Origin of the sequence: Tersicoccus mangrovi (assembly GCF_036881825.1) — a bacterium.
In the GTDB taxonomy this organism is placed as follows: Bacteria; Actinomycetota; Actinomycetes; order Actinomycetales; family Micrococcaceae; genus Tersicoccus; species Tersicoccus mangrovi.
In genome coordinates this window covers 242,882-268,115 of sequence record NZ_JBAJMW010000004.1, presented here as the reverse complement: position 1 = coordinate 268,115, position 25,234 = coordinate 242,882, and the positions used below count along the sequence as shown (strand labels likewise).

Below are 25,234 nucleotides of genomic sequence, written 5' to 3'. Positions count from 1 at the left end.
CGACTCAGTCGACCCGCCGCATCTCCTCGGCCAGCGGCGCATTGTGCCGGGCGAGCTGGTCGGTGATGTGCTCGCGCACCTGACGGCTCTTGTTCTGGCTCAGCTTGGCGCGGGCGTCGAACCGGGTGACCCGCATCCGCAGCCCGACGGTGCCGCGGGCGATGCGGCGGGTCGCCGGCTCGTCCTGCCCGAGACTGCGCCCGTCCGGCCGGTGGTGCTCGAAGTGGTCGGTGAGCCGGTTGAGCATCGCCCAGTTCTCCTCCTCGGTGAGGATCTCCGGCGTGCCGTACAGGTGCGCCGTGACGTGGTTCCACGTCGGCACGAGGTCGCCGGGGGAGTACCAGCTCGGGGAGACGTAGTCGTGCGGGCCCTGGATGATCACGAGCATCTCGTGCCGGCCGAGCTCGTGCAGCTCGTCGTCCGGGCGGCCGACATGACTGGCGATGACGATGTCGTCGTCGTCGCCGTCCTCGACCAGCAGCACCGGGTAGTGCGAGGCGACGAGGCCCGCTCCGGTCGCGGAGACGAACGTCGCCCACGGGTGCGCGGCGATGAGGCGCTTGACCTCGGCGGGGTCGGTCATCAGGTAGCGGGGAGTGTGGCGCATCAGGAGGTTTCCTTCCGGGACAGGCGGGTGCGGACGGCGAGGGCGGCGCAGGCGATGACGGCGAGGCCGCCGACGACGGTGGGCCAGCCGATCTGCTCGTGCAGGAGCAGGGCGGCCCAGAGCAGGGTGAGCACGGGCTGGACGAGCTGCACCTGGCTGACCTGGGCCATCGGCCCGATGGCGAGCCCGCGGTACCAGGCGAAGAAGCCGAGGAACATGCTGACCACGCCGAGGTAGCCCAGGGCGAGCCACGCCGTCGGCGTGCCGGTCGGATCGCGACCGGCGATCGAGAGCACGCAGCACAGGGTCGTCAGCGGAGCCGCGACGACGAGCGCCCACGAGATGGTCTGCCAGGACCCGAGTTCCCGGGAGAGGAGGCCACCCTCGGCGTAGCCGACCGCCGCCGCGACGACCGCGCCGAGCAGCAGCAGGTCCGACCAGTGCAGCGACCCCAGGCCGCCGTTCTGGAGCGACGCGACGACCACGGTGACGACGGCGCCGAGCGCGGCGAGGACCCAGAACGAGCGGGTCGGCCGTTCGCGGCCGCGGATCACGGCCGCGACGGCGGTCGCGGCGGGCAGCAGGCCGATGACGACGGCGCTGTGACCGGCAGGCGCCGTCGTGAGGGCGAACGAGGTGAGCAGGGGGAAGCCGGCGACGACGCCGGCGGCCACGACCGCCAGGCGTACCCACTGGCGCGGCGTCGGGAACCGTTGCCGGGTCGCGGTGAGGACGATGCCGGCGAGCACGGCGGCGATGACGCCGCGGGCGGAGCCGATGAAGAGGGCGGGGAAGCTCGCGACCGCCACGCGGGTGAAAGGCACGGTGAAGGAGAAGGCCGTGGTGCCGAGCAGACCCCACCACCAGCCGGACCTGCCGACCGACGCGGCCGATAGCACTGGTCGCGTTCGATGAGTAGCGCTACTCTGTACAGTCATGAGTGACGATAGCACGGGCCGGATCGTCGCCGGACTGCGCGCGTGGATCGCGACGGCGCGTCCCGGCACCCGGCTGCCCTCCAACCGAGCGCTCGTCGCCGAGTACGGCGCGAGCCCGGTCACGGTGCAGAAGGCGATGCGGCAGCTGATCGGCTTCGGTCTGGCCGAGAGCCGCCCGGGGGTGGGCACCTTCGTGCGCGCCGCTCGCACGCCGTCGCCGGTCGACTACGGCTGGCAGACCACCGCCCTCGGCGCCCCGCCGTCGCTCGGGGCCACCCTCTCCTCGACGCAGCGGACCGCGGCACCGGACGCCATCGGGCTGCACATGGGCTACCCGTCCCGGGAGCTGCTGCCCGAGCGGCTCGTCCGGCAGGCGCTCGCCCGCGCCGCGCGCAGCGACGGAGCGCTGCGCCGTTCGCCGGCGGCCGGGCTGCCGGACCTGCGGGCCTGGTTCGCGGCCGAGCTCGCGTCCGGCGCCCCCGCCGGCGTCACCCCCGCCGGGCCGCGGGACACCCTCGTCCTCTCGGGGAGCCAGAGCGGACTGAGCTCGATCTTCCGGGCGCTGGTCGGCCCGGGCCAGCCGATGCTGATCGAGTCACCGAGCTACTGGGGCGCCATCCTCGCCGCTCACCAGGCCGGGGTGACGCTCGTCCCGCTGCCGTCCGGCGCGAACGGGCCCGACCCGCTCGACGTCGAGCGTGCCTTCGCCCGGACGGGCGCCCGTGCCTTCTACGCCCAACCGACCTTCGCCAACCCGACGGGGGGACAGTGGCCGGCGGAGACGGGACTCGCCGTGCTCGAGACGGTGCGGCGGCACGGGGCGTTCCTGATCGAGGACGACTGGGCCCACGATCTGGCCATCGACGCGGACCCGCGTCCGCTGGCCGCGCTCGACGACGACGGCCACGTCATCTACCTGCGCTCGCTGACCAAGAGCGTCTCCCCAGCACTGCGGGTGGCCGCCGTCGTCGCCCGCGGGCCAGCGCGTGACCGCATCCTCGCCGACCGGGCCGCCGAGTCGATGTACGTCAGCGCCGTTCTGCAGAGCGCCGCGCTCGACGTCGTTGCCCAGCCCGGCTGGCGCACGCACCTGCGCGGGCTGCGGGACCAGTTGCGTGGACGCCGGGACCTGCTGCTCGCGAGCCTGCGCGAGCACGCGCCGGCCGCGCACGTCGAGTCCGTCCCCTCCGGCGGCCTGAACCTGTGGCTGCGGCTGCCCGAGGGCACCGAGGTGGGCCAGGTCGTCCGGGACTGCGAGAGTCGCGGACTCATCATCGCCCCGGGCAGCGAATGGTTCCCGGCCGAGCCCTCGGGCCCGTACGTGCGCGTCAACTACGGCGGGGACGACCCCGACCGCTTCCCGGAGGCGGCCGCCATCCTCGGCGGCGTGCTCGCCGCGCGCTGACCCGGCGCTGACCCGGCGCTGACCGCTGGGTCGGCGTCGGCGCCCGCGTCGACCGCCGGCGGCCCGTGTCGGTCCCTGCCGTGTGCCCGTGCGGGGCGATCAACCCTCCAGGTCGGCCTTGAGTCGGGCGAGCGTGCGACGGATGTTGCCGGCCTGGAACTCGTGGAACAGGCGGCCCCCGGTGACCAAGCGGTCGAACCGCGCGGCCAGGGCGTCGGGCCACCTCGTGCGGTCGTCCTGCCAGGTCTCGGTGACCCGGGTTCCGCCGGCCGTGGGCTCGAAGGTGTACTCCCACGTGGCGATGGGTGCGCTGATCAGCGGGCGGACGGGTCCGATCCGCACGACGCGGAACGCGAAGCGCTGCCCGGGATCGGCCGCGGTGACCACGCAGGTCGTCGACCAGCGGGCGGCGCCGCGCTTGTTGCGGCCGACGAACCGGTCACCCACGGCCAGCGGGCCGCGGCTCGCGTCGCGGGTGCCCTGGTTCTCCGGGCTCCACCGGCCCATCTGTGCGGGGTCGGCCACCTCGCGGTAGATCGCCGCGGCGGGCGCGTCGATGTCGATGCTGTCGGAGACGCGCAGGGGCCGGGTCATGGTGCCCAGCCTGACACAGCCGCGGACGTCACCCGTGCGAGGCCGTCGACTCGTCCGCCTCCGCGTCCATCGCTGCGTCCCGCGCGGCCGCGCGCTGCGTCGCGACCCAGCTCGCGAGGACCTTGAGGCCGTCCTCGGCCGGAGTCCCGGGATCGGCGGTGTACACGTTGATGCGCAGACCGGGATCCGCGGCCAGTTCGAGGGCCTCGAAGCTGAGGTCGAGGTCGCCGACGACGGGGTGGTGGAGGCGTTTGCGCCCGGTGCGGTGGTACGTGACGTCGTGCCGCACCCAGCGCGTGCGGAACTCCTCGCTGCGGGTGGACAGTTCCCCGACGAGGTCGGTGAGGTCCTTGTCGTACGGATTCCTGCCGGCGTCCTCCGTGTGTGTCATGCCTCCACGCTACGGCGGCAGGCCGCCGCTGGGAGGCACGGGCGGTACGCGTGACCGCGGTGGCCGGTCCGGACGAGCGTTCCTGAGGGGTACTGACGTGCCCTCCCAGCCCGCGCCCCTCGTCCCTACCGTGGAAGGCATGACCATGGATCTCACCCTCAACAACGGCGTCACCATGCCGGCTCTCGGGCTCGGCGTCTTCCAGAGCCCGCCGGAGGAGACGACGGCGGCCGTCGAGGCCGCGCTCGCCACCGGCTACCGCCACATCGACACCGCCGCCATCTACGGCAACGAACGCGAGGTCGGGGAGGGCATCCGCCGCTCCGGCGTCGACCGGGACGACGTGTTCATCGAGACGAAGGTCTGGGTCAGCGACTTCGGTCACGACGAGACACTGCACGCCTGGGAGAAGGCCGTCGCCAAGCTCGGCGTCGACCACCTGGACCTGCTGATCCTCCACCAGCCGGCCCCTGACCGCTTCGAGAAGACCATCGCCGCCTACCGGGGCCTCGAGACCCTGCTGGCCGAGGGGAAGGTCCGGGCCATCGGCGTCAGCAACTTCACGCCGCGCCACCTCGACCGGCTGCTCGCCGAGACCGACGTCGTGCCCGCCGTCAACCAGATCGAGCTGCACCCCTACTTCGCGCAGCACGACGCGCAGGCCGCCGACGCCGAGCACGGCATCCTCACCCAGGCGTGGTCGCCCATCGGCGGCATCACCTTCTACCCGGGCTGGGGTGAGGACCGGAAGAACGTCATGGAGGACGCGACGATCGGGGAGATCGCCCGGGCGCACGAGAAGAGCCCGGCCCAGGTGATGCTGCGGTGGCACCTGCAGGAGGGCCGGTCGGCGATCCCCAAGTCGGTCGACCCGGGCCGCATCGCCGAGAACTTCGCCGTGTTCGACTTCGAACTGAGCGACGACGAGATCGCCGCCGTCGACGCCCTCGACACGGGTGTGCGCAGCGGCCCGGATCCCGACGTCGCCCGCGAGGAGCGATTCGCCGTCGCGATCCCGGAGGCCTGACCGGCGCTCGCAGCCCGGTGCGTCATATCTTGGCCGAATCTTGGTCGCGCCGGGCGAGAGTGGCATCGCCCACTCCGCCGGCTCCCAGGAGGATCTCCATGACGACGTCGACCCCGCAGTCCCCGCGCGCGGTCAAGGTCCCCGAGCCGACGACGTCGTTCTGGGTGATCAAGGTGCTCACCACCGGGATGGGTGAGGCGCTCTCCGACTTCCTCGTCACCCGATTCGATCCGGTACCGGTCGTGCTGACCACGGCGGTCCTGTTCGTCATCGTCCTCGCCGTGCAGTTCCGAGCCCGCCGGTACCGGCGCTGGCTGTACTGGGGCACCGTCGCGATGGTCGGCGTGTTCGGCACCATGGTCGCCGATGTCGTGCACGTCGCCTTCGGGATCCCGTACGCGGTCTCGACCCCGGTGTTCCTGGTGGCGCTGCTCGCCGTCTTCGCCGCCTGGCGTCGTGTCGAGGGGACCCTCGACGTGCACACCGTCGACCGCCCGCGTCGCGAGGCGTTCTACTGGGCCGCGGTCGTGGCCACCTTCGCCCTCGGCACCTCGGCCGGCGACCTCGCCGCCGCCACGCTGCACCTGGGCTACTTCACGGCGGCCCTCGTCTTCATCGCCGCGATGGCGGTGGTCATCGGGCTGCGACTCAGCCGGGTCCTCGGCGCGGTCGCCGCGTTCTGGACGGCCTACGTGCTCACCCGCCCCGTCGGTGCGTCGCTCGCCGACTGGCTCGCGCTCCCTCCGGCCCGGGGCGGCCTCGGGCTCGGCACCGACATGGTCAGCGGCGTCGCGATCGTGGCGATCGTCGTCGCGGTCGGGGTGACGGCGGTCTCCGCCCGGAGGGCGGGCGATCGGGTCGCGCTCCGGACGTCGTGACCACCGGCTGAGGGCACTCAGGCGGCCTCCGGCACGGTGACGACGACCTTCCCGGAGATCGGCGTGGTCGAGGCCTCCGCGTGCAGCGCCGGCAGCTCCTCGAGGCTGATCCGGCGGCTGACGTCGATGTGCAGCTCCCCGCGATCGACCGCGGTGACGAGCTCGGCCAGCTGAGTGGCGTCGCTGCGGACGAACACGTTCAGTCCGCGGACGCCCCGCGCCTGGTCGCTCGGCGCCTGCATCCACACGGTCGTGTTCACGACCGCGCCGCCGTCGCGCACGAGTCCTGCCTGGCGGGCCAGCTCGTCCGGGTCGATCGGCGCGAGGTTGAGCAGCAGGTCGACGGGCTCCGTCACGGCCGCGGCGACGTCGCCCGCGGTGTGGTCGACCACCTCGTCCGCCCCGGCCGCCCGGACGCGGTCGGCGCTGCGCGGACTCGCCGTGGCGATGACGTAGGCGCCGGCGCGGTGCGCCAGCTGCACGGCATACGCCCCGACGGCGCCCCCGGCCCCCGTGATGAGAACCCGCTGGCCCGCCGTCAGCTCGCCCAGCTCGAAGAGGGCCTGCCGGGCGGTGAGCCCCACGGAGGGCAGGGCTGCCGCGTCGGCGAGCTCCACGCCGGTCGGGGCGGCCGTCAGGACGTCCGCCGGGGCGAGGACGTACTCGGCGGAGGCGCCGGTGGCGGCCATCGGCAGGAAACCGATCACCCGGTCCCCGACGGCGACGGTGTCGACGCCGTCGCCCAGGGCGTCGACGGTGCCGGCGACGTCGATACCGGGCGTGTGGGGGAGCTGGACCGGGAAGGGCTCCTGCAGGCCGCCGGCGCGGATGCCGGCGTCGACCGGGTTGAACGTGGTGGCCGCGACGCGCAGGCGGACCTGGCCGGCGCCGGGTTCGGGGATCGACACGTCCTCGTAGCGCAGGACGTCGGCGTCGCCGTAGGTGTGGAATCGTACTGCCTTCATGATGTTTCGCCTTCTCGCGGTGGGACTGCCTCGCCGGCACGTCGCCGGCACCCACCCATAGCGGAGGTTTTCCTCCGTTTATTCCTCCGCCTCGTTCCACGCCCCGTGAGGGCTCGAACGTGGGTCGGCGCGGTCCGGGTCAGCCGCGATCGGCGGCGATGCCGCGCAGGAAGACGGCGCGCTGCTCGGCGGCGACGCGCTCCCAGCCGGGGACGTTGGACATCGGCTGGGCGAGCATCGCGCCGAAGCGGACGACGGTGCCGCCGTCGACGTCGGGCCGGACGGTGCCGTCGTCGTGCCCGCGCCGCAGGATCGCGCCCATGGTCCGCTGCATCCGCGCCCGCAGGTCGGCGGACTCCGTCCCCTCGGTCATCGGCGCGCCGTGCAGCGGCAGGACGAGGTCGTCGCGATGGGCGAAGGTCTGGATCAGGAAGCGGCTGACGGCGTCGAGCCCGGTCTCGCCCGACGTCAGGGCGTCCTCGGCCTCGGCCAGGATCAGCCGGTAGGCGCGCACGGCCAGCGCCTCGAGCAGGGCCTCCCGGTTCGGATAGCGGCGGTACAGGGTGCCGATCCCGACGCCGGCCTCGGCGGCGATCTGTTCCAGCGGGACGAACTCCCCGCGGGCCAGGCCTGCGCGGGCGGCCGCGGCGAGGAGGCGCTCGGCGTTCTCGGCGGCGTCCCTGCGGAGCCGGCGTGGAGGAGTCGGGGTCATGGCCCTGTCAGCGTACGCGCCGGCGCCGGCGTGCCGCGTTGCCCGCATGGGCCGGGCATGGGCCGGGCCGGGGCGCCGGTCGGCCCGCGGTACGGTGCACGCATGCGTGCTGTCCTCATCGATGCGGTCCGGTCCCAGCCCGAGGTACGGGAGGTGGAGCGCCCGTCCGCGCCCGACGGCGGCGTCGTCGTCCAGGTGCGGGCCACGGGGATGTGCCGCAGCGACTGGCACGCGTGGGCCGGGCACGACGACATCGCGTTCCCGCACGTTCCCGGGCACGAGCTGGCCGGCGTGGTGTCCGAGGTCGGGGCCGGGGTGACGCGCTGGGCCGTCGGGAACCGGGTCACGGTCCCGTTCGTGTGCGGCTGCGGGCGGTGCGCGTGGTGCCGCAGCGGCAACGCCCAGGTGTGCCCGGACCAGCAGCAGCCCGGCTTCACGCACTGGGGCTCGTTCGCGCAGTACGTCGCCCTGCATGCCGCCGACACCAACCTGGTCGCCGTCCCCGAGACCGTCGACTTCACGACCGCGGCGAGCCTCGGCTGCCGGTTCGCCACCGCGTACCGGGCCCTCGTCGGCCGCGTCGGGCTGGCCGCAGGGGAATGGGTCACCGTCGTCGGCGCCGGCGGCGTGGGGCTGAGCGCCGTGATGATTGCTCACGCCCTCGGCGCGAGGGTGATCGCGGTGGACCGGAACCCCGACGCGCTCGCCGTCGCCGCCGACCTGGGCGCGGACCACACCCTGCTCGCCGACGGGCACGTCCCCGCGGCCGTCGCAGAGCTGACCGACGGCGGCAGCGATGTGGCCGTCGACGCCGTCGGCAGCGAACAGACGTGCGCCGACGCGGTCCGCAGCCTGCGCCGCCGGGGCCGGCACGTGCAGATCGGCCTGCTGCCCCCGGTCGACGGGCTGCCGCGGGTGCCCATGGACCGGGTCATCGCCTGGGAACTGGACATCCTGGGCAGCCACGGGATGGCGGCGGCGGACTACCCGGGCATGATGGCGCTCATCCAGGACGGGTCCCTGGCTCCGCAGCGCCTGGTCGGCCGGACCATCGGCCTGGAGGAGGCGGCCGCTGCACTGCCCGGGTACGACCGGGCGACCGCGGCCGGGATGACGATCGTCGAACCGCAGCGCTAGGCGCCCTGCTGTTCTGGTGAGCCCGCCGATGCGGCATGATGGGCGCAGTGCCGGGCCCGGCCCACCCCGGACCGGCACCGACGTCAAGCAGCGGCGTCGGCTTCGGTGAGGGGATATCCGGAGAGCAACGAGCAGGACAGGCACCCGTCCGGGACGGACGCCGTCGGAGTGAGTTTCCAGACGCTGGCGCGGTTGATCGGCGCCTCGGGTCACGCTGACCCCGATCGGCTCGTGGCCGTGGCGGCGCGGCTGATGCCGCACGCGGACCAGGCCGGGGTGCCCCTGATCCGGGAGGGGCGGGCCGCCGTGACGGTCGCCTCCACCGGGATGTTGCCGCGGGCGGTGGACGCCCTCCAGTACGAGACCGGGGAAGGCCCGTGCCTCGAGGCCAGCACCGAGGACGGAGCCGTGGTCAGCGACGACCTGTCGTCCGAGGGCCGGTGGCCCACCTTCGCGGCCGCCTGCGTCGAGCAGATGGGCGTGTACAGCATGCTCAGCATCCGGCTGGCGCTCTCGCAGCAGGACCGCGCCGCGCTCAACTTCTACTCGCCGCACCGGCACGCGTTCAAGGACCAGGACGTGGCCGAGGCGGTGATCCTCGCCCCGTTCGCGGCGCTCGTCGTCCAGCAGCGCCTGCACGAGCTCGACGTCTCCCACTACCAGCAGGCCCTGACCAGCAGCCGGCAGATCGGCAGCGCGGTGGGCATCCTGATGGCGCAGCACCGGATCGACGCCGACGACGCCTTCGCCATGCTCCGCACCGCGAGCCAGCACCTGAACCGGAAGCTCAAGGACATTGCCGCGGACGTCAACTACACCGGCGGACTGCCCTGACCCGTCGGTGAGGGAGCCGGGCGAAGTCGTCCACCGTGATGCCTCACGGAGGCGCCCGAGCTGCCGATAGTGCAGTTCAGCCGTGTCCGCCGGTGTACGTCGCCGCCGGGCCGCACCACACCGTCATGCACTCAGGGGAACCATCATGGGGAACAGCTCCACCCTGCCCGCGCGCTCCGGCGTCGCATCGTCGTCGCGGTGCTGCGGGGCGGCCGTCCCGAGTCCGCCTGCTCCACACCGACCCGAAGGGGGCATGAGAACGGCATGACTGCGCCGGCCCAGACGCAGATCGAGATCCTGCAGCGGCTCCTCGACCAGGAGCGGCAGGCCCGGCTCGCCGCCGAGGCCGTCGTCGAGCAGGGCGTACGGGATCTGTACCACAAGCAGCAGCAACTACGCCTGCTCGAGGCGGTCGCCGACGCGGCCAACCAGTCGAGCAGCGTCGAGGAGGCTCTGCAGGTCGGGGTGCGCACGGTGTGCGAGTACACCGACTGGCAGATCGGTCACGCCTATCTGCCCGATCCCTCTCACCGCCGGCTGCGGTCCACCTCCATCTGGTACGGCGTGGACGAGGGCCGCTTCCGTGACTTCTACGACGCGACCGGCGACTTCGGCTTCGCCGTCGGGCACGGCCTGCCGGGCAGCGTCCTGGCCAGTGGGTCTCCCGCGTGGGTCAGCGACATCATGGTCGACGCCAGCTTCACGCGTGCCGAGGCAGCCGGCTTCGCCGGTCTGCGATCGGCGGTCGCGTTCCCGATCCTGCTGGGCTCCGAGGTGACGGCCGTCCTCGAGTTCTTCTCCGATCAGACGCTCGACCCGGACGAGACCCTCCTGCGCCTGCTCGCGAAGATCGGAGCCCAGCTGGGTCGGGTCGCCGAGCGCGAACGTGCCCGCGACCGGCTGTTGCACGACGCCCTCCACGACCCCCTCACCGGCCTGCCCAACCGCGCCCTGTTCTCCGACCGGCTCTCCCACGCCGTCAGTCGCACCGCCCGGGACCAGCACGCGGCGTTCGCCGTGCTCTTCCTCGACCTCGACCGGTTCAAGCTCTTCAACGACAGCCTCGGCCACCCGGTCGGCGACGCCGTCATCGTCGAGGTCGCGCGCCGGTGGGCCGCCTGTCTGCGGGCGGGGGACACGCTGGCCCGGCTCGGCGGTGACGAGTTCACGGTGCTGCTGGACGGGATCACGGGCGTCAACGACGCCGTGCGTGCCGCCGTGCGGATGATGGAGGCGCTCGAGCCCGCGATCGTGGTCGACGGGCAGGAGCTGTTCGCCAGTGCGAGCATCGGCATCGCCACGAGCAGCACCGGCGGCGAGTCGACGGACGACATCCTCCGTCAGGCCGACCTCGCGATGTACCGCGCGAAGGTGCTGGGCAAGGGGCGGTACGAGATCTACGATCCGGTGATGCACGAGCAGGCGGTGGGCCGCTTCTCGCTCGAGTCCCGGATGCGGCAGGCCCTGCAGGCCGAGGAGTTCGTGCTGCACTACCAGCCGATCGTCTCCCTGCACGACGGGGCAATCGTCGGCGTCGAGGCCCTGGTCCGGTGGCAGAAGTCGCCGACCGAGCTGGTGTACCCGGACGAGTTCATCCCGATCGCGGAGGACACCGGCCTGATCGTCTTCCTCGGCATGTGGGTGCTGCGGGAGGCCTGCCGGACCATGGTCCACTGGCACGAGCAGTTCCCCACCGAGCCGCCGCTGACCGTGGCCGTCAACGTCTCCGCCCGGCAGTTCGCGCAGTACGACTTCGCCGAGCAGGTGGGGCGCGTGCTGGCCGAGACCGGGATCCGGCCCGAGACCGTGAAGCTGGAGATCACCGAGAGCGTGTCCATGACGAACACGCAGCACACCCAGGAGGTGCTCGCCCAGCTCGAGGCGCTCGGCGTCTTCGTCAGCATCGACGACTTCGGGACGGGGTACTCCTCGCTCGCATACCTGCACAGCTTCCCCATGGACACCCTGAAGATCGACCGATCCTTCGTGGCGCAGCTGGACCGCGGGGACACCGGCCGGCAGATCATCGCGACGATCATGAACCTCGCCCGCGACCTCGGCATCCGGGTGATCGCCGAGGGCACCGAGACGTCCCAGCACGTCGAGGAACTCAAATCCCTGGGCTGCGACTTCGCGCAGGGCTACTTCTTCTCCCACCCCGTGGAGTCGGCCGCGGTCACGAGCCTGCTCGAGGCGCGGGGCAGCGGGCCCCAGGCCCTGGAGGCCTCCCCGGCGAAGGTCGAGGCGGTCACGACGGCCGTCGCCGCGGCCGCGGTCGTCGCCGTCGCCTCCGCCGTCGCCTCGGACAGCGACCCGGACGCCCTGCCCGCCTGAGAACCGGCCACGCCGGCCGGGCAGCATGAACGCCGGCCACCACGGCGCCCGACACGAGAACGGCGGCCCGGGGATGTCTCCCCGGGCCGCCGTCGTCGTGTCAGGACGGTGCCGTGATCAGCTGGCCCGGCCGTTCGTGTAGGTGGTCACGGTCTGCGGCTGGCCGTCGTTGACGCCGCCGATCGCCGCCGTGCCCTGCCCGTTGATGACGTGGTCGATCGTGCCCGCCTTGTTCAGCGAGACCGTGGTGAGGTCGTGCATCACCACGCCCGGGGTGTCCGGCACCTCGAACGACTGCGTCGCGTGCAGGGACGGGTTGACGTTGGTGTAGACGTAGCTGCCCAGCCCCCACGCCTCGTGGGTCTTCACGGTGTCCGCCACCTTGTACGCCGCCCAGCCGTTCAGGCCGTCGTGCTGCCAGGCCGCCTGGTCCGGCGCGTCGTACGGCAGCTCGTTCTGGAAGAACACCGTCCGCCCGCGCTCGCCGTTCCAGATCACGTTGTACTTCTGGTAGTGCTCGACGAACAGGCCGGTCGCGGTCACGTCGTCGCCGTTCACGACGACGCCGGTGTCCGCGGTGTTGACCGTCCAGCCCACCGAGCCGGCGACGCCGTGGTCGGCGCGCCAGGCCCACACGTCGTCGAGGACGGTGTGGTCGCTGTTGACCTCGAGGCTCGTCGTGGCCTTGCCGACGTGCGGTCCGCCGATCCGGAAGAACACGTCCTGCAGCGCGGTCGGGTCGGCGGCGGTGCCCTGGTGCTTGCCGCCCTCCTGCCGGCCGCTGCCGATGCGCAGCAGCGTCGGGGAGTTGACCGTCCCGGCGTCGAACGTCAGACCGGCGATGTCGACGCCCTGGACGTCGGCCACGGTCATCGGCACGGCGCCGTTCTGCGCCGTGAAGGTGGCCAGGCCGAGGCCGAGCACGACGGTGCCGGCCCGCTTGACGGCGATGCTCTGGGCGACGTCGTACACGCCGGGCGTGACGAGCAGGTTCTTGCCCTGGGCCAGCGCGGAGTTGATCTTCGCGAGCGGGTCGCCGGGGTGGGCGACGTAGAAGTCGCTCAGCGGCAGGGACCGGCCCGGGGTGTGGCCGTTCGCCCAGGTGGTGCCCGTGGAGTTCGTCTGCGCGCTGGGGACGAAGACCCGCCAGGCGCCGGCCTCGTCGACGTACAGGTAGGGCTTCTCGCGGGAGACCGGGGTGGCGGTCAGCGTCGTGTACGGCGGGTTCGGGAAGGACTGGGCCGGGGCGTTGACGTCCCCGGAGAACACCTGGTTCCACACCGCGTTGGACCAGCCGGCGCCGAGGTCGGTGTTGCGCACGTAGAACTGCTGCTGGGAGCCGTTCAGGGCACCGCCCTCGAGCTTCGAGTCGGCCACGAAACCGCCACTGGCGTAGTTCGGGTTCTCGCAGTACGGCATGAACGTCGTGTAGTCCTTCACGTCCACCCGCCGCATCGGCGCGGCCTGCGAGACGGCCCACATCTCGTTGCCGGTGTGGCAGCCGTCGGCCGTGGGCACGACGTGGATGGTCAGGTTGGACACGGACCGCCAGAAGGTGTCGAGGGCGCCGCTGCCGTTCCGGCCGGTCGCGGTGACGCCACCGTTGATGGTGACGGCGGACGGATCCTGACCGAGGCCGTCGACCTCGGTGTAGTAGCCGACCTTGATGTCGAGCGGGGCGGCGGCCGACCCGTAGGTGCCGGGCTTGAAGAGGAGCGCGTACCGCTGGGCGCCCATCTCGTTGTCGACCTGCTGGGCGTAGATCGCGTCGACGCGGGCCTGGATGTCGGCCTGCGGCATGTCGGGGGAGAAGACGACGACGTTGGGACCGAGCTCCGCGGTGGTCGCACTACCGGCCGACGCGTTGGCGCTCGGGGAGCTCGGGGCTGCGACGGCGGTGGTGGGGGCCAGGACGCCGAGCGTGACCGCGCACACGGCGGCGGCGACGCCGAGGCGGCGGCGCGGTGGCCGCGTGGCGGAACGGGGGGAGAGGAGGGACACGTGAACCTGCTTCCGAACGAAGCGGCGGCCCCGACGTCCCCGCGGATCAGGTGGTCCGTGCGGAGTCGGGGCCGCGCACCAATGTGATGTGCGTAACATAACACCCGGAATGAGATGCAGGTCACGAATCAGCGGCGCGAACCGTCAGCAGACTGACGAGTGTGTCCTTCCGTGACGACGTCGCTCGTCAGGCGGCGGTGAAGAACTCCGCGAGGGCGGCCGCCACCCGCGCAGGCGCGTTCTCCATCGGCAGGTGGCCGGCCTGCGGGATCCGGATCAGGTTCGTCCGGGGCATCTGGGCGGCGAAGCGCTCGGCGAACTCGACCTTCTGGAACCCGTCGTCCTCGCCCCACACCAGCAGTCTTGGCATCGGCGACTGCTCGAGAGCGGGGACGAGACCCGTGGTGTATCGGGCGTCGGCCGCGGCCGCCATGGCCATCCAGGACCGGCACACCCGCGGGTCGCTCCACGGCTCGAGGTAGTCGTCGATCAACTCGTCCGTCGCGGCGTCGCCGAGGGCGGTGGTCACGGCCTCGCGGCGCGACGCGAGGAGGTCTTCGGGCGTCGTCGCGGCCACGACGGCCGGGTCCCGGTAGCGAGCGACGCCGGGCACGGGCCACGAGTCGTACATGACGGCGTTGACCAGGGCGAGCCGGTCGACCTCGAGCGGACCGCGGACGGCCAGGTGCTGCGCGACGCCGCCGCCGATGTCGTGACCGGCGACGCCGACGGGCCCGGTGATCCCGAGCGCGTCGGCGAACTCGCCCACCCACCCGGAGAGCGCGGGCACTGCGGCGGACTGCGGGTCGAGTTCCCCGTCCGAGCGGCCCATTCCCGGGAAGTCGACCGCGACGGGCCGCAGGCCGGCGTCGGCGAGGCCGCCGAGCACCGGTTGCCAGACACGGCTCCACCAGGTGCCGTGCAGCAGGAGGACGAGAGGCCCGTCCTGCTCCACGGTCAGGTAGCTGATGCGGCGCCCGTCGACCTGGACGTCGGCTCTGACCACGTTCGCGTCACTCATCTTCCTCACTGTACGGGCGGCGGCTCCCCGGCTTCATCCGGTCCTGTCCCCTCGCCGAGCTCGGTGAGCCGTGCCTGCAGCCCCTCGATGCCGGCGCGGATCATGGCGCCGTAGCCCGCGTCGGACAGGAGGTCAGCGCTCTCCTGGGCCAGCGTCAGGTGGCGGGCCGCGTCGTCGCGCCGCCCGAGCCGCAGGTAGTCGTCCCCGAGGTTCAGGTGCAGGCTCGGGAGGAACGCGCTCGCGGAGGGGACGCCGATCGGGGCGAGGTCCTCGTCGCCGACGGACCCGTGCGCGGCGAGGGCACGCTCGTCCCAGGCGGCCTCCTCGGCGACGTCGTCCTGCTGGTCCGCGAGGTAGTGCGCGACGACGCACCGCTGCGCCGCCTGATCCGGTGTCGTCGCGTCCCAGCACGCCTCGAGGTGTCGCCGGGGCTCGTCGCCGCGACCGGCGAAGGAGGCGGTCACCGCGGCCAGGATGTCGTCCCACGTGGTCATGGTGAGAGCGTATTGCTCGCCACCGACGAGACCGGAACGGCGAGCGCGGTCGTCGAACGAACTGATGTGTACGATGTTCACATTATAGGCGGTTCCAGCATGCTCCAGGAGACCCGGATGTCCGACTCGACCACCACGTGCCACATGTCGATCTCACTCGACGGCTTCGTCGCCGGCCCGAACCAGAGCCTGGCGAACGGGCTGGGGGAGCGCGGGGCCGAACTGCACCGCTGGCACATGGGTGATCCGCGGGCGAACGACGCGGACCGGACCGCGACCGACTGGCTCATGCGCCCCCGCGGCGCCTACCTCATGGGCCGGAACATGTTCGGTCCGATCCGCGGACAGTGGAGCGGGGACTGGCAGGGCTGGTGGGGGCCGGAGCCGCCGTACCACGCTCCTGTCTTCGTCCTGACGAACTACCCGCACGAGCCCATCGCGATGGAGGGCGGCACGACGTTCTTCTTCATCACGGAGGGATTCGACGCCGCCTACGCGCGAGCTCGGGAAGCGGCCGACGGCAACGGAGTGGACATCGCCGGCGGTGCCTCGACGGTCCGGCAGGCGCTCGAGGCCGGCGTCATCGACGAGCTGACGCTCGACGTCGCTCCGGTCGTCCTCGGCAGCGGCGAAGGACTCTTCGACGGCATCACAGAGTTCGACTTCGAACCGGCCGAGGTGCTCCATTCCCCGCTCGCCACGCACATCCGCTACCGCCGGCGCGGCGCCGCCTGATCGAAGCGCACTCGCGCCGCCTACGTCGTGAGAAGCCCGTGAGCGCGCTCCAGGCGTGCCTCGCCCTGGGAGGGGCGTAGTCGTCCGCCGCGCTCGAGCGTCGCCAGGCCGTGCAGGGTCGCCCACGCGACCTCGGCCGTCGTCTCGTCCCGGCGCTCGACGACGTCCTGGATCGCCGCGAACGCGCGCCGCAGCGGCGGGGGAGTCTCCCCGTCGGCGAAGCGCAGCCCCGACGGCAGGGAGAACATGGCCTCGTAGACGCGCGGCCGGTGCATGGCGAAGTCCAGGTAGGCGCGCATCCGCGCCGGCAGGTCGCGATCGACCGCCTCGAGGGCGTCGGCGAGGGCGGTGAAACCGTCGACGGCGACCGCGTCCACGAGGGCCTGCCGGCCACCGGTGAACGCGGAGTACAGCACCGGTTGGGTCATGCCGAGCTCGGCGGCCAGACGGCGCATGGTCACGGTCTCCCACCCCTCGGACTCGGCGAGGTCTCGGGCTGTGCGGGTGATCTGCTCCCGCCGGAGGTCGAGATCGGGAGCGGGTCGCGGCGACATGCCATCGATCCTACTCCGTTGTCTAACGCTGATAGACAACGAGAGCGCGGTGGTCTAGCGTCGTTGAATAACGCTGCTAGACAACAAGGAGACGTCACCATGACCATCGCCGCACTCGTGGTCGCGGTCCTCGGCTGCATGTTCATCCTCGTCATCGGCACCCGATTCCTGCTGACGCCCGCTCCGGCGCTGGTGGGCTTCGGTGTGCCCGCGGACCGTCCCCGTGCCCTGACGAGCATCAAGGGCGTCCGGGACATCACGTCCGGCATCGTGCCGCTGGTCGTCCTCGCCGTCGCCGGTCCGCACGTCTTCGGCTGGGCGCTGCTGGCCGCCGCGATCACCCCGATCGGCGACGCCGTCATCGTCGTGACCAACGGGGGGACCGTGAGGACGGCACTGAGCGTCCACGCGGCGACGGCGGCGTTGCTCATCGTCGCCGGCGTCGTCCTCGTCGCCGGCTGACCCGGGTCGTCCTCACGCGAGCAGCTGCTCGCAGAGGTCCCACAGGCGACGCGCGTCAGCCGGATCGAGCATGGCCGAGTTCGCGTCGGCCGGGATGCTGTCCGCGGTCAGCGGGCGGTCCTCGTCGTCGAGGACGGCGACGTCGTTGTCCTTCAGATAGACGCCGCCGATGCCGTCGAGCAGGGGACTGGCCGCACCGAGGACGATCGTCGCCGCACCCTGCTCGACGGTCTTCTTGCCCGCGACCGGGTCGATGATCGTCGCTCCCTGCTCGTCGACGAGCCCCTGGGCCCGGTAGGACGCCACCCGGTCGGCGCGGTGCGGAGCCGGGCCGATGACGACGCCGGGGTGGGCGGCGAACGCCCGGATGCCCTCCGCGGCATACCTGCGGTCGAGCTCGACGGAGAAGAGGGTGTTCGCCCGCTTCGACTGCCCGTAGGCCGCCCCGGGGTCGTACTCGGTCGTGAAGTCGACGTCGTCCCAGCGGATCCGGCCGAATCTGGCGGCGCCCGAGGTCACCGTCAGCACCCGCGCGCCCCCGTCGGTCCCGGCGGCACGGAGGGCCGGCAGCAGCGCCCGGGTGAGCTGGAAGTGCCCCAGGTGCGACGTCGAAAACGCGAGTTCGTGGCCGCGGGCGTCGACCCGGCGTTCGCCCTGGAACAGCACCGCCGCGTTGTTCACCAGCATCGGGAGCGCGCGGCCGGAGGCGTTCCACCGGTCGGCGAAGTCGTCGATCGAGGCGGGGTCGGTGAGATCCAGCTGCTCGACGCTGACGCCGTCGATGCCGCCGACGACGGCGGCGGCGCGCTCGGTGTCGCGGGAGGCGACGGTCACGGTGGCGCCGGCGGCGGCGAGGGCGCGGGTGACCTCGCGGCCGAGCCGGCTGTGCCCGCCCGTCACGATGGCCGCCCGCCCGGTCAGGTCGACGCCGGCGAGGACGTCGTCGGCGGTGGCGGCAGCCGTGAACGGCGTGGGCAGGGGAGCCTGGGGTGAGGTCATGTCCTCAGTGTCGCCGTCCTTCGCCCGACGGGGAATCGTGACCGCCCACGAGGATCGTGGGGATCGCCGGCCCGACCGTCGCGACGAGGGTCTCGGTCCGGTGCCGGCCGCATACCGCCGCCACCCCGCGGTGAGGTGGCAGACTTGGAAGATGAAGGCGCTCGAAGCCATCACCAATCTGCATACCGACGACGTCGAACGTGCGCGGGAGTTCTTCGGGTTACTCGGGCTCCGCGAGGACGGAATGAACCAGGGATGGGTGGCCCGTTTCACCTCGGCGGACTCGGGAGCGTGCGTGCAGGTCGTGACGCGAGATGCGACGGCGCCGGAGGACTCCGTCATGACCATCAAGGTCGACGACGTCGACGGGGCCTACCAGGAAGCCCAGCAGCGCGGCTATGTGATCGTGCACCCGATCACCGACGAGCCGTGGGGCATCCGCCGATTCTTCGTCCGGAGCCCGGACGGCGATGTGATCAATGTTGCCCAGCACCGCTCCTGAGCGTCTCGGCGTGCCCCCTGCCCCCACGAGGCACCGTCCCGGAGCCCCGACACCCGCGCCGTAGACTGGGACGGCCATGGACTCCACCACTGCCGATTCCTCCCGCGCGCCCGAGAACGGCGCTGCCGACAACGGCTCCGGCCAGAACGCCGCCCTCGACCCCGCCGTCGCCGAGCGCCTCAAGCGCGACGCCGCCGGGCTGGTCGCCGCGGTGGTCCAGCAGCACGACACCCGTGAGGTGCTCATGGTGGGCTGGATGGACGACGAGGCACTGCGCCGCACCCTCACCACCGGTCGGGTGACCTACTGGTCCCGCTCGCGGCAGGAGTACTGGCGCAAGGGCGACACCTCCGGGCACGTCCAGTGGGTCAAGTCCGTGGCCCTGGACTGCGACGGCGATGCCCTGCTCGTGACCGTCGACCAGGTCGGCGCCGCCTGCCACACCGGCACGCACACGTGCTTCGACGGCCGCGACCTCGCCGCCGTCACCGGCCCCTGACGGGCGCTGGTCCGCACCTCCCCACGGCCCCATCCGGGCCCGAGAAAACCGCCTGAAGGAAGGACCCCGTCAGCCTCATGGCCGCGTTCGGCGTCGTCAGCCCCACCCTCGAGGAGTTCCGCGAGCTCGCCACCCACCGGCGGGTGATCCCCGTCCGCGTCCGCGTGATCGCCGACGGGGTGACGCCGGTGAGCCTCTACCAGCGGCTCGCGGGGGACCGGCCGGGCACCTTCCTGCTCGAGTCCGCCGCCGTCGGCGGCCTGTGGTCGCGGTACTCCTTCATCGGCGTCAACGCCCGCGCGACCCTGACGACGAAGGACGGGCAGGCCCACTGGCTCGGCACCCCGCCGCTGGGTGTACCGATCGACGGGGATCCCGTCGTCGCTCTCCGCAACACCGTGGGCGCCCTGCGCACCGACCGGTTCGACGGCCTGCCGCCGCTGACCAGCGGCATGGTCGGTTTCATCGGCTGGGAGTCGGTGCGGCACTGGGAGAAGCTGACCAGCCCGCCCGAGGACGACCTGCAGCTGCCCGAGCTCGCCATGAGCCTCGTCTCCGACGTCGCCGTGCACGACAACAAGGAGGGCACCGTCTGGCTGATCGCCAACGCGATCAACTACGACGGCACCGACGACCGGGTCGACGAGGCCTGGCACGACGCCGTCGACCGGGTCCACGCCATGCTGCGCACCCTCGCCGAACCCCACCCGGTGGACCCCGTGCGCGTCATGGAGCCCGGCCCGGACGGGACCGACGACGTCGACGTCAAGGCGCAGATCCGCGAGTCGTGGCCCGAGGAGCAGTACCTGGCCGCGATCGAGCACGGCAAGCGCGCCATCGTCGACGGCGAGGTGTTCCAGGTCGTCATCTCCCGCCGGTTCGAGGCGGACTGCTCGGCCTCGCCGCTGGACGTCTACCGCGTGCTGCGCCGCACCAACCCGAGCCCGTACATGTACCTGTTCCGGCTGCAGGACGCCGACGGCCGCGACTACTCGATCGTCGGCTCCTCCCCGGAGTCGCTCGTCAAGGTCGAGGGCGACACGGTGATCACCCACCCCATCGCCGGGTCCCGTCCCCGCGGCGCCACCGCCGAGGAGGACCACGCGCTCGCCGAGGAGCTGCTGGCCGACGAGAAGGAGCGCTCCGAGCACCTCATGCTCGTCGACCTCTCGCGCAACGACATCTCCAGGGTGTGCGTGCCCGGCACCGTGGACGTCACCCAGTTCATGCAGATCGAACGGTTCAGCCACATCATGCACCTCGTCTCGACGGTGATGGGCCGGCTGCGGCCGGGCGCCTCCGCGTACGACGTGCTGGCGGCGACGTTCCCCGCGGGGACCCTCTCCGGTGCCCCCAAGCCGCGGGCGATGCGCCTGCTGGACGAGCTCGAACCCCACCGCCGCGGCGCCTACGGCGGCGTGGCCGGCTACCTCGACTTCGCCGGCGACATGGACATGGCCATCACCATTCGCACCGCCCTCCTGCGCGACGGCAAGGCCTGGGTGCAGGCCGGCGGCGGCATCGTCGCCGACTCGGACCCCGCGACCGAGGCGGCCGAGTCCGTCAACAAGGCGGCCGCCCCCATGCGGGCCGTCCTGCTCGCCTCCCGGCTGCGCGACGTCGACCACGCCTGGCTGGACGCGCGGGAACGGCAGGACGACGGCCCCGCCGCGCAGCCCCACACCGACCACCGGATGGCCGCCCGCTTCGAGCAGCAGCAGGACACCGACCAGCAGGGCACCGCTGCCGCGACGGGAGCCCGCGCCGCGGAGGAGGGGACCGCCCGATGAGCTCCGTCGACGCCGCTGCCGCACGTCCGTCCCGTTCGCGCGCGCGCCTGACCCGGGCGCGCACCGTGCTGCTGACCGTGATCGTCGCCGGCGGCGTGTTCCTGACGACGACGCAGACCTGGGTCCACGCGACCCTGACGTCCGGCACCGTGCGCAGCATCGACGCGGCGGTCAACGGGTCCGACGCCGCCCGCTCGGTCACCGCGCTCGCCCTCGTGGCGCTGGCCGGCGCCCTCGCCCTGAGCATCGCCGGGCGGATCGCCCGGGTGATCATCGCCGTCGTCATCGTCCTGGCCGGCGTCGGCGGTGCCGTCGCGGCCTTCTCGGTGCTCGGCGACCCGGCCGCCGCCGCGGACGGCAAGATCGCCGCCCAGTCCGGTGTCACCGGCGGGGCCATCGACGCGAGCGTGACCGGCTGGGTGATCGCCGCCGCGGTGGTCGCGATCGTGCTCGCCGCGTGCGGGGTGCTCGTGCTCGTCGCCGGCCGCCGCTGGGACTCCGCCCGGCGCTTCGAGACGCCCGCGGCCACCGCGGCCGAGGCCGACGCCGCCACGGGCAGCCCGACCGGTACCGCGGCCGCGGGAGCGGCGGCGACCGACGCGCCCGGGCGGGACGGGACGGCAGCCGCGGCCCCCGAGGCGATCCCGGCCGACGCGACGGCCCCGACGGGAGCACCGACCGGGGCGCCCACCGCCGCCGCCCCGGTGGACGACATCGACAGCTGGGACCGGCTGACCCGCGGGCAGGATCCGACCGACTAGACCGTCGTCACGCGCTCGACCACCCGGCTGTGAGTCGGGTCACGGGAGGGCGGCGACACCGGGACGGCGGTGGTCCAGTGGCAGAATGGACCCGACGCACCGGACGCGACGAGATCGCACCGAGAAGCCAGACGAGAGGACACCGCCGATGAGCACCGGAACGCAGCAGGGTCAGCAGGAGCGCCCGGGCGGGGACCACACCAACGCGCCCGACCGGAAGGTCGACCTGCTCCCCGTCGGCCACGGCAACAGCCCCGCCGCCTGGACGTGCGTGGGCGTCATGGCCCTCGGTGTCGTCGTCGCCTGCCTGGCCTTCGTGTTCGCCAACGTCCCCTTCTTCGTCGTCGGCGTCGTGATCATCGTCGTCGGTCTCCTCGCGGGCTGGTTCCTCCGCCGCGCTGGCTACGGCGTGGGAGGCGACAAGATCAAGAGCCACCACGCGTGAGCGTCCTCGACGACATCATCGCGGGGGTCCGGGAGGACCTGGCGGACCGCCGCCGGCAGACCGGTGACGGCGAGATCGCCCGGGCCGCGGCTGCCGCACTGCCCGCCCGGGACGCGTTCGCCGCGCTCGGGGGTGGCGTCGTCGGCGCCGACCGGCGGCTGCGGCTGATCACCGAGGTCAAGCGCGCCAGCCCCTCCAAGGGGGACCTGGCGGCGATCGCCGATCCCGCCTCGTTGGCCGCCGCCTACGAGGCCGGGGGAGCGGCCGCCATCAGCGTGCTCACCGAGCAGCGCCGGTTCCGCGGCTCCCTGGCCGATCTCGACGCCGTCCGCGCCGCCGTGTCCATCCCGGTGCTGCGCAAGGACTTCACGGTCGAGGCGTACCAGATCCACGAGGCACGAGCCCACGGCGCCGACCTCGTGCTGCTCATCGTCGCCGCGCTGGACCAGCCGACCCTCGTCGACTTCCTCGCCCTCACGCACGAACTCGGCATGAACGCCCTCGTCGAGTCGCACACCGCGGACGAGCTCGAGCGCGCGCTCGATGCCGGTGCCCGCATCGTCGGGGTCAACACCCGCAACCTCAAGACCCTCGACGTCGACCCCGGCGTCTTCACCCCGCTGGCCGGGATGATCCCGGGCGACGTCGTCGCGGTCGCCGAGTCCGGCGTCGTGAACGCCGACGACGTCGCGGGCTACGCCGCGGCCGGGGCCGACGCCGTCCTCGTCGGCGAGGCGCTCGTGCGCAGCAGCCTCGGCGAGGGCGCCGACCCGGCCGAGACGGTCCGCCGCTTCGCCGCCGCCGGGACCGCCGCCCAGCGCGAGCGGGAGCAGCCGGTGGCCGCCCCCGCCGCCGGGCCGACCGACACCGACCACCACGCACCCGAGCCGAACGAGACCGAGCAGACACGATGAGCGAGCACTCCACGCAGACCCCCGCCTCCCCGTCCGGCGTCACCCGCGGCGGCGACGAGCCCGCGGAGCGGCCCGATCTGGCCGACAGCTTCCTCGCCGGCAGTCTGCGCCACGCCCCGGGCCCGTACTTCGGGGACTACGGCGGACGCTGGATGCCCGAGTCCCTGATCGCCGCGATGGACGAGCTGACGGACACGTTCGAGAAGGCGAAGGCGGACCCGGACTTCCTGGCCCGCATCAAGGACCTGAACCGGAACTACTCCGGCCGGCCGTCGCTGCTGACCGAGGCCAAGCGGTTCTCCGCCCACGTCGGCGCCCGGGTGTTCCTCAAGCGTGAGGACCTCAACCACACCGGCAGCCACAAGATCAACAACGTCCTCGGCCAGGCCCTGCTCGCCGCGAAGATGGGCAAGACCCGGCTGATCGCCGAGACCGGCGCCGGCCAGCACGGCGTGGCCAGCGCCACCGCCGCGGCCCTCATGGGCATGGAGTGCGTCGTCTACATGGGCGCCGAGGACACCCGCCGGCAGGCGCTCAACGTCGCCCGGATGCAGCTGCTCGGCGCCACCGTCGTGCCGGTGACCAACGGCTCGCAGACCCTCAAGGACGCCATCAACGAGGCGCTGCGGGACTGGGTCGCCAACGTCGACAACACCCACTACGTGCTCGGCACCGCCGCGGGCGGCCACCCGTTCCCCGCGATGGTCCGGTACTTCCACGAGGTGATCGGCGAGGAAGCCCGCGAGCAGATCCTCGAGCAGACCGGGCGGCTGCCCGACGCGGTGACCGCGTGCATCGGCGGCGGCTCGAACGCGATCGGCATCTTCCACGGCTTCCTCGACGACGCGTCGGTGGAGCTGTACGGCTTCGAGGCCGGCGGCGACGGCGTCGAGACCGGCCGCCACGCCGCGACCATCACCCTGGGCCGGCCCGGCGTGCTGCACGGTGCCAACACGTACCTGATGCAGGACGACGACGGCCAGACGGTCGAGTCCCACTCGATCTCCGCGGGGCTCGACTACCCCGGTGTCGGCCCCGAGCACTCGTACCTCAACGACATCGGTCGTGTCTCCTACGAGCCCATCACCGACGCGGAGGCGATGGACGCCTTCCGGCTGCTGTGCCGCACCGAGGGCATCATCCCGGCGATCGAGTCGGCGCACGCACTGGCCGGCACGCTGAAGGTCGGCCGGCGCTGGGCCGAGCAGGACGAGGCCGCCGCCCGCGAGAAGGTCATCGTCGTCTCGCTCTCGGGTCGCGGCGACAAGGACGTCGCGACCGCTGCCGAGTGGTTCGACCTGCTCGACGAGAACAGCGCGGAGCGCCGGATCGGCGAGGAAGGGGAGCAGCTGTGAGCATGCCCGAGACCACCACGAGCCCGACGACGGCCACCTCCGGTGCTGCCGCCGCGATCGACGCCGCCCGTGAGCAGGGCCGCACCGCCCTGATCGGCTACCTGCCCGCCGGCTACCCCGACCTGGCCACCAGCATCGAGGCCGCCGTCGCACTGGCCGAGAACGGCGCCGACATCATCGAGATCGGCGTCCCGTACTCGGACCCGGTGATGGACGGCCCCGTCATCCAGGCCGCCACGACCGAGGCGCTGGCCAACGGCTTGCGCGTCGCCAGCGTGTTCGACGTCGTCCGCGCCGTCACCGAACGCACCGGCGTCACCGTGCTCGTGATGACCTACTGGAACCTGGTCAAGCGGATGGGCGTCGACGAGTTCGCGCGCCGGCTCGCCGAGGCCGGCGGCGCCGGGCTCATCACGCCGGACCTGACCCCGGACGAGGCGGCCGAGTGGTTCACCGCGTCCGACCACTACGGCCTGGACCGCGTGTTCCTCGCCGCTCCCTCCTCCAGCCCCGAGCGGCTGGCGATGATCGCGCAGGCGAGCCGTGGGTTCGTCTACGGGGTCTCCATCATGGGCGTCACCGGTGCCCGCGCCGCGGTCAGCGACGCCGCGGAGGCGGTCGTCGCGGGATCCCGCGAGGCCGGCGCGGCGCGCGTGTGCGTCGGGCTCGGCGTGTCCACCCCCGAGCAGGTGCGCGAGATCGGCGCCTACGCCGACGGCGTCATCGTCGGCAGCGCCCTGGTCGCGGCCCTGCGTGACGGCGGGCCTACCGCGGTCGGCGAGCTCGCCGCAGCGCTGAACCAGGGCACGGGTCGCGGCACGGCAGAGTCCGCCGGCGCGACAGCGACCACCGGCACCAGCGGCGGGACCGGCGCGTGAAT

Annotated in this window: 25 protein-coding genes and 2 pseudogenes; 16 read left to right on the top strand and 11 right to left on the bottom strand. The window is 72.7% G+C overall.

Translation table 11 applies throughout. The annotated features are described in order from the left end of the window. Positions 1-4: 4 nt before the first annotated feature. Together V6N00_RS09690 and V6N00_RS09685 are read right to left on the bottom strand one after the other, a co-directional pair. Positions 5-607: an FMN-binding negative transcriptional regulator gene (locus tag V6N00_RS09690; RefSeq protein WP_334231926.1), complete on the bottom strand. Its 603-nt coding sequence runs from the start codon at positions 605-607 to the stop codon at positions 5-7. Then, positions 607-1,545 (bottom strand): DMT family transporter, encoded by a 939-nt coding sequence (locus V6N00_RS09685; RefSeq protein ID WP_334231924.1) that lies wholly within the window; start codon positions 1,543-1,545, stop codon positions 607-609. Before V6N00_RS09685 ends, V6N00_RS09690 begins: the two co-directional genes overlap by 1 nt. Here V6N00_RS09685 and V6N00_RS09680 point away from each other — a divergent pair. Next, positions 1,544-2,950: an aminotransferase-like domain-containing protein gene (locus V6N00_RS09680; RefSeq protein WP_334231922.1), complete on the top strand. Its 1,407-nt coding sequence runs from the start codon at positions 1,544-1,546 to the stop codon at positions 2,948-2,950. The genes V6N00_RS09685 and V6N00_RS09680 overlap by 2 nt on opposite strands. Positions 2,951-3,049: 99 nt before the next feature. Here V6N00_RS09680 and V6N00_RS09675 read toward each other — a convergent pair whose 3' ends face one another. Both V6N00_RS09675 and V6N00_RS09670 read right to left on the bottom strand, forming a co-directional pair. Beyond that, positions 3,050-3,544 carry an SRPBCC family protein gene (locus tag V6N00_RS09675; RefSeq protein WP_334231920.1) on the bottom strand — a complete coding sequence of 165 codons (495 nt, stop codon included), beginning with the start codon at positions 3,542-3,544 and terminating at the stop codon, positions 3,050-3,052. Between the two features lie 28 nt (positions 3,545-3,572). Next, positions 3,573-3,917: pseudogene (locus tag V6N00_RS09670) on the bottom strand (MmyB family transcriptional regulator); the annotation flags it as partial. Positions 3,918-4,080: 163 nt separating this feature from the next. Here V6N00_RS09670 and V6N00_RS09665 point away from each other — a divergent pair. Together V6N00_RS09665 and V6N00_RS09660 are read left to right on the top strand one after the other, a co-directional pair. Next, positions 4,081-4,962 carry an aldo/keto reductase gene (locus V6N00_RS09665; protein WP_334232240.1) on the top strand — a complete coding sequence of 294 codons (882 nt, stop codon included), beginning with the start codon at positions 4,081-4,083 and terminating at the stop codon, positions 4,960-4,962. A 98-nt stretch (positions 4,963-5,060) separates the two neighbouring features. Then, on the top strand, positions 5,061-5,840 hold the full coding sequence (locus V6N00_RS09660) for a COG4705 family protein (protein WP_334231919.1): 780 nt from the start codon (positions 5,061-5,063) through the stop codon (positions 5,838-5,840). Between the two features lie 17 nt (positions 5,841-5,857). On the opposite strand, the gene V6N00_RS09655 is transcribed toward V6N00_RS09660, so the two are convergent. Together V6N00_RS09655 and V6N00_RS09650 are read right to left on the bottom strand one after the other, a co-directional pair. After that, positions 5,858-6,805 carry an NADP-dependent oxidoreductase gene (locus V6N00_RS09655; protein WP_334231917.1) on the bottom strand — a complete coding sequence of 316 codons (948 nt, stop codon included), beginning with the start codon at positions 6,803-6,805 and terminating at the stop codon, positions 5,858-5,860. Between the two features lie 139 nt (positions 6,806-6,944). Further along, positions 6,945-7,517, bottom strand: coding sequence for a TetR/AcrR family transcriptional regulator (locus V6N00_RS09650; RefSeq protein WP_334231915.1), 573 nt, complete (start codon positions 7,515-7,517; stop codon positions 6,945-6,947). A gap of 102 nt (positions 7,518-7,619) precedes the next feature. Here V6N00_RS09650 and V6N00_RS09645 point away from each other — a divergent pair, with 102 nt between their 5' ends. The 3 genes from V6N00_RS09645 to V6N00_RS09635 all read left to right on the top strand — a co-directional run bounded on the left by V6N00_RS09645 (position 7,620) and on the right by V6N00_RS09635 (position 11,822). After that, positions 7,620-8,654 carry a zinc-dependent alcohol dehydrogenase family protein gene (locus tag V6N00_RS09645; RefSeq protein WP_334231913.1) on the top strand — a complete coding sequence of 345 codons (1,035 nt, stop codon included), beginning with the start codon at positions 7,620-7,622 and terminating at the stop codon, positions 8,652-8,654. 168 nt (positions 8,655-8,822) lie between these two features. Next, a complete protein-coding gene (locus V6N00_RS09640; protein WP_334231912.1) occupies positions 8,823-9,488 on the top strand; it encodes a GAF and ANTAR domain-containing protein in 666 nt (221 codons plus the stop codon). Positions 9,489-9,752: 264 nt separating this feature from the next. Then, a complete protein-coding gene (locus V6N00_RS09635) occupies positions 9,753-11,822 on the top strand; it encodes a putative bifunctional diguanylate cyclase/phosphodiesterase (RefSeq protein WP_334231909.1) in 2,070 nt (689 codons plus the stop codon). 117 nt (positions 11,823-11,939) lie between these two features. Here V6N00_RS09635 and V6N00_RS09630 read toward each other — a convergent pair whose 3' ends face one another. The 3 genes from V6N00_RS09630 to V6N00_RS09620 form a co-directional block, all read right to left on the bottom strand. After that, on the bottom strand, positions 11,940-13,823 hold the full coding sequence (locus tag V6N00_RS09630; RefSeq protein WP_334231907.1) for an adenylyl cyclase: 1,884 nt from the start codon (positions 13,821-13,823) through the stop codon (positions 11,940-11,942). Positions 13,824-14,010: 187 nt separating this feature from the next. Continuing rightward, entirely contained in the window at positions 14,011-14,844 is an 834-nt protein-coding gene (locus tag V6N00_RS09625) for an alpha/beta fold hydrolase (RefSeq protein WP_334231905.1), read from the bottom strand. 5 nt (positions 14,845-14,849) lie between these two features. Then, on the bottom strand, positions 14,850-15,338 hold the full coding sequence (locus V6N00_RS09620; protein WP_334231903.1) for a hypothetical protein: 489 nt from the start codon (positions 15,336-15,338) through the stop codon (positions 14,850-14,852). Between the two features lie 144 nt (positions 15,339-15,482). Between V6N00_RS09620 and V6N00_RS09615 the strand changes: the two genes are divergently transcribed. Further along, positions 15,483-16,073, top strand: coding sequence for a dihydrofolate reductase family protein (locus V6N00_RS09615; protein ID WP_416385072.1), 591 nt, complete (start codon positions 15,483-15,485; stop codon positions 16,071-16,073). A gap of 20 nt (positions 16,074-16,093) precedes the next feature. Here the strand turns inward: V6N00_RS09615 and V6N00_RS09610 are convergent, their stop codons facing one another. Next, entirely contained in the window at positions 16,094-16,627 is a 534-nt protein-coding gene (locus V6N00_RS09610) for a TetR/AcrR family transcriptional regulator (RefSeq protein WP_334231899.1), read from the bottom strand. 99 nt (positions 16,628-16,726) lie between these two features. On the opposite strand from V6N00_RS09610, the gene V6N00_RS09605 reads away from it, so the two are divergent. After that, the gene (locus V6N00_RS09605) at positions 16,727-17,089 is read left to right on the top strand and encodes a DUF4267 domain-containing protein (protein WP_334231896.1); all 363 of its coding nucleotides are present in this window, start codon (positions 16,727-16,729) and stop codon (positions 17,087-17,089) included. Between the two features lie 12 nt (positions 17,090-17,101). On the opposite strand, the gene V6N00_RS09600 is transcribed toward V6N00_RS09605, so the two are convergent. Next, positions 17,102-18,088, bottom strand: a complete 987-nt coding sequence (locus tag V6N00_RS09600; protein ID WP_334231895.1) for an SDR family NAD(P)-dependent oxidoreductase — start codon at positions 18,086-18,088, stop codon at positions 17,102-17,104. Positions 18,089-18,125: 37 nt separating this feature from the next. On the opposite strand from V6N00_RS09600, the gene V6N00_RS09595 reads away from it, so the two are divergent. From V6N00_RS09595 to trpA, 8 genes and pseudogenes are all read left to right on the top strand, one after another. Then, complete coding sequence (locus tag V6N00_RS09595) at positions 18,126-18,590, top strand: VOC family protein (protein WP_334231894.1); 465 nt, start codon at positions 18,126-18,128, stop codon at positions 18,588-18,590. 76 nt (positions 18,591-18,666) lie between these two features. Further along, complete coding sequence (gene hisI / locus V6N00_RS09590) at positions 18,667-19,089, top strand: phosphoribosyl-AMP cyclohydrolase (RefSeq protein ID WP_334231891.1); 423 nt, start codon at positions 18,667-18,669, stop codon at positions 19,087-19,089. A gap of 77 nt (positions 19,090-19,166) precedes the next feature. Further along, positions 19,167-20,879, top strand: a complete 1,713-nt coding sequence (locus V6N00_RS09585) for an anthranilate synthase component I (RefSeq protein WP_334231890.1) — start codon at positions 19,167-19,169, stop codon at positions 20,877-20,879. Further along, positions 20,876-21,640, top strand: a complete 765-nt coding sequence (locus V6N00_RS09580; protein WP_334231888.1) for a Trp biosynthesis-associated membrane protein — start codon at positions 20,876-20,878, stop codon at positions 21,638-21,640. Before V6N00_RS09585 ends, V6N00_RS09580 begins: the two co-directional genes overlap by 4 nt. A gap of 148 nt (positions 21,641-21,788) precedes the next feature. After that, positions 21,789-22,085 carry an HGxxPAAW family protein gene (locus tag V6N00_RS09575; RefSeq protein ID WP_334231886.1) on the top strand — a complete coding sequence of 99 codons (297 nt, stop codon included), beginning with the start codon at positions 21,789-21,791 and terminating at the stop codon, positions 22,083-22,085. Beyond that, a pseudogene (gene trpC, locus V6N00_RS09570) lies at positions 22,082-22,900 on the top strand (indole-3-glycerol phosphate synthase TrpC); the annotation flags it as partial. The gene V6N00_RS09575 and the pseudogene trpC, both read left to right, overlap by 4 nt. 95 nt (positions 22,901-22,995) lie before the next feature. Further along, the gene (trpB, locus tag V6N00_RS09565; protein WP_334231884.1) at positions 22,996-24,354 is read left to right on the top strand and encodes a tryptophan synthase subunit beta; all 1,359 of its coding nucleotides are present in this window, start codon (positions 22,996-22,998) and stop codon (positions 24,352-24,354) included. A 2-nt stretch (positions 24,355-24,356) separates the two neighbouring features. Next, a complete protein-coding gene (gene trpA / locus V6N00_RS09560) occupies positions 24,357-25,232 on the top strand; it encodes a tryptophan synthase subunit alpha (RefSeq protein WP_334231882.1) in 876 nt (291 codons plus the stop codon). Positions 25,233-25,234 lie beyond the last annotated feature (2 nt).

Excerpts from the sequence above, each read along its gene's own strand:
- trpA (WP_334231882.1), top strand. The coding sequence starts at position 24,357 with ATGCCCGAGACCACCACGAGCCCGACGACGGCCACCTCCGGTGCTGCC.
- V6N00_RS09685 (WP_334231924.1), bottom strand. The coding sequence starts at position 1,545 with ATGACTGTACAGAGTAGCGCTACTCATCGAACGCGACCAGTGCTATCG.
- V6N00_RS09660 (WP_334231919.1), top strand. The coding sequence starts at position 5,061 with ATGACGACGTCGACCCCGCAGTCCCCGCGCGCGGTCAAGGTCCCCGAG.
- V6N00_RS09650 (WP_334231915.1), bottom strand. The coding sequence starts at position 7,517 with ATGACCCCGACTCCTCCACGCCGGCTCCGCAGGGACGCCGCCGAGAAC.
- V6N00_RS09675 (WP_334231920.1), bottom strand. The coding sequence starts at position 3,544 with ATGACCCGGCCCCTGCGCGTCTCCGACAGCATCGACATCGACGCGCCC.
- V6N00_RS09615 (WP_416385072.1), top strand. The coding sequence starts at position 15,483 with ATGTCGATCTCACTCGACGGCTTCGTCGCCGGCCCGAACCAGAGCCTG.
- V6N00_RS09610 (WP_334231899.1), bottom strand. The coding sequence starts at position 16,627 with ATGTCGCCGCGACCCGCTCCCGATCTCGACCTCCGGCGGGAGCAGATC.
- trpB (WP_334231884.1), top strand. The coding sequence starts at position 22,996 with ATGAGCGAGCACTCCACGCAGACCCCCGCCTCCCCGTCCGGCGTCACC.
- V6N00_RS09585 (WP_334231890.1), top strand. The coding sequence starts at position 19,167 with ATGGCCGCGTTCGGCGTCGTCAGCCCCACCCTCGAGGAGTTCCGCGAG.
- V6N00_RS09600 (WP_334231895.1), bottom strand. The coding sequence starts at position 18,088 with ATGACCTCACCCCAGGCTCCCCTGCCCACGCCGTTCACGGCTGCCGCC.
- V6N00_RS09690 (WP_334231926.1), bottom strand. The coding sequence starts at position 607 with ATGCGCCACACTCCCCGCTACCTGATGACCGACCCCGCCGAGGTCAAG.
- V6N00_RS09655 (WP_334231917.1), bottom strand. The coding sequence starts at position 6,805 with ATGAAGGCAGTACGATTCCACACCTACGGCGACGCCGACGTCCTGCGC.
- V6N00_RS09575 (WP_334231886.1), top strand. The coding sequence starts at position 21,789 with ATGAGCACCGGAACGCAGCAGGGTCAGCAGGAGCGCCCGGGCGGGGAC.
- V6N00_RS09605 (WP_334231896.1), top strand. The coding sequence starts at position 16,727 with ATGACCATCGCCGCACTCGTGGTCGCGGTCCTCGGCTGCATGTTCATC.
- V6N00_RS09620 (WP_334231903.1), bottom strand. The coding sequence starts at position 15,338 with ATGACCACGTGGGACGACATCCTGGCCGCGGTGACCGCCTCCTTCGCC.
- V6N00_RS09665 (WP_334232240.1), top strand. The coding sequence starts at position 4,081 with ATGGATCTCACCCTCAACAACGGCGTCACCATGCCGGCTCTCGGGCTC.
- hisI (WP_334231891.1), top strand. The coding sequence starts at position 18,667 with ATGGACTCCACCACTGCCGATTCCTCCCGCGCGCCCGAGAACGGCGCT.
- V6N00_RS09645 (WP_334231913.1), top strand. The coding sequence starts at position 7,620 with ATGCGTGCTGTCCTCATCGATGCGGTCCGGTCCCAGCCCGAGGTACGG.
- V6N00_RS09580 (WP_334231888.1), top strand. The coding sequence starts at position 20,876 with ATGAGCTCCGTCGACGCCGCTGCCGCACGTCCGTCCCGTTCGCGCGCG.
- V6N00_RS09635 (WP_334231909.1), top strand. The coding sequence starts at position 9,753 with ATGACTGCGCCGGCCCAGACGCAGATCGAGATCCTGCAGCGGCTCCTC.
- V6N00_RS09625 (WP_334231905.1), bottom strand. The coding sequence starts at position 14,844 with ATGAGTGACGCGAACGTGGTCAGAGCCGACGTCCAGGTCGACGGGCGC.
- V6N00_RS09680 (WP_334231922.1), top strand. The coding sequence starts at position 1,544 with ATGAGTGACGATAGCACGGGCCGGATCGTCGCCGGACTGCGCGCGTGG.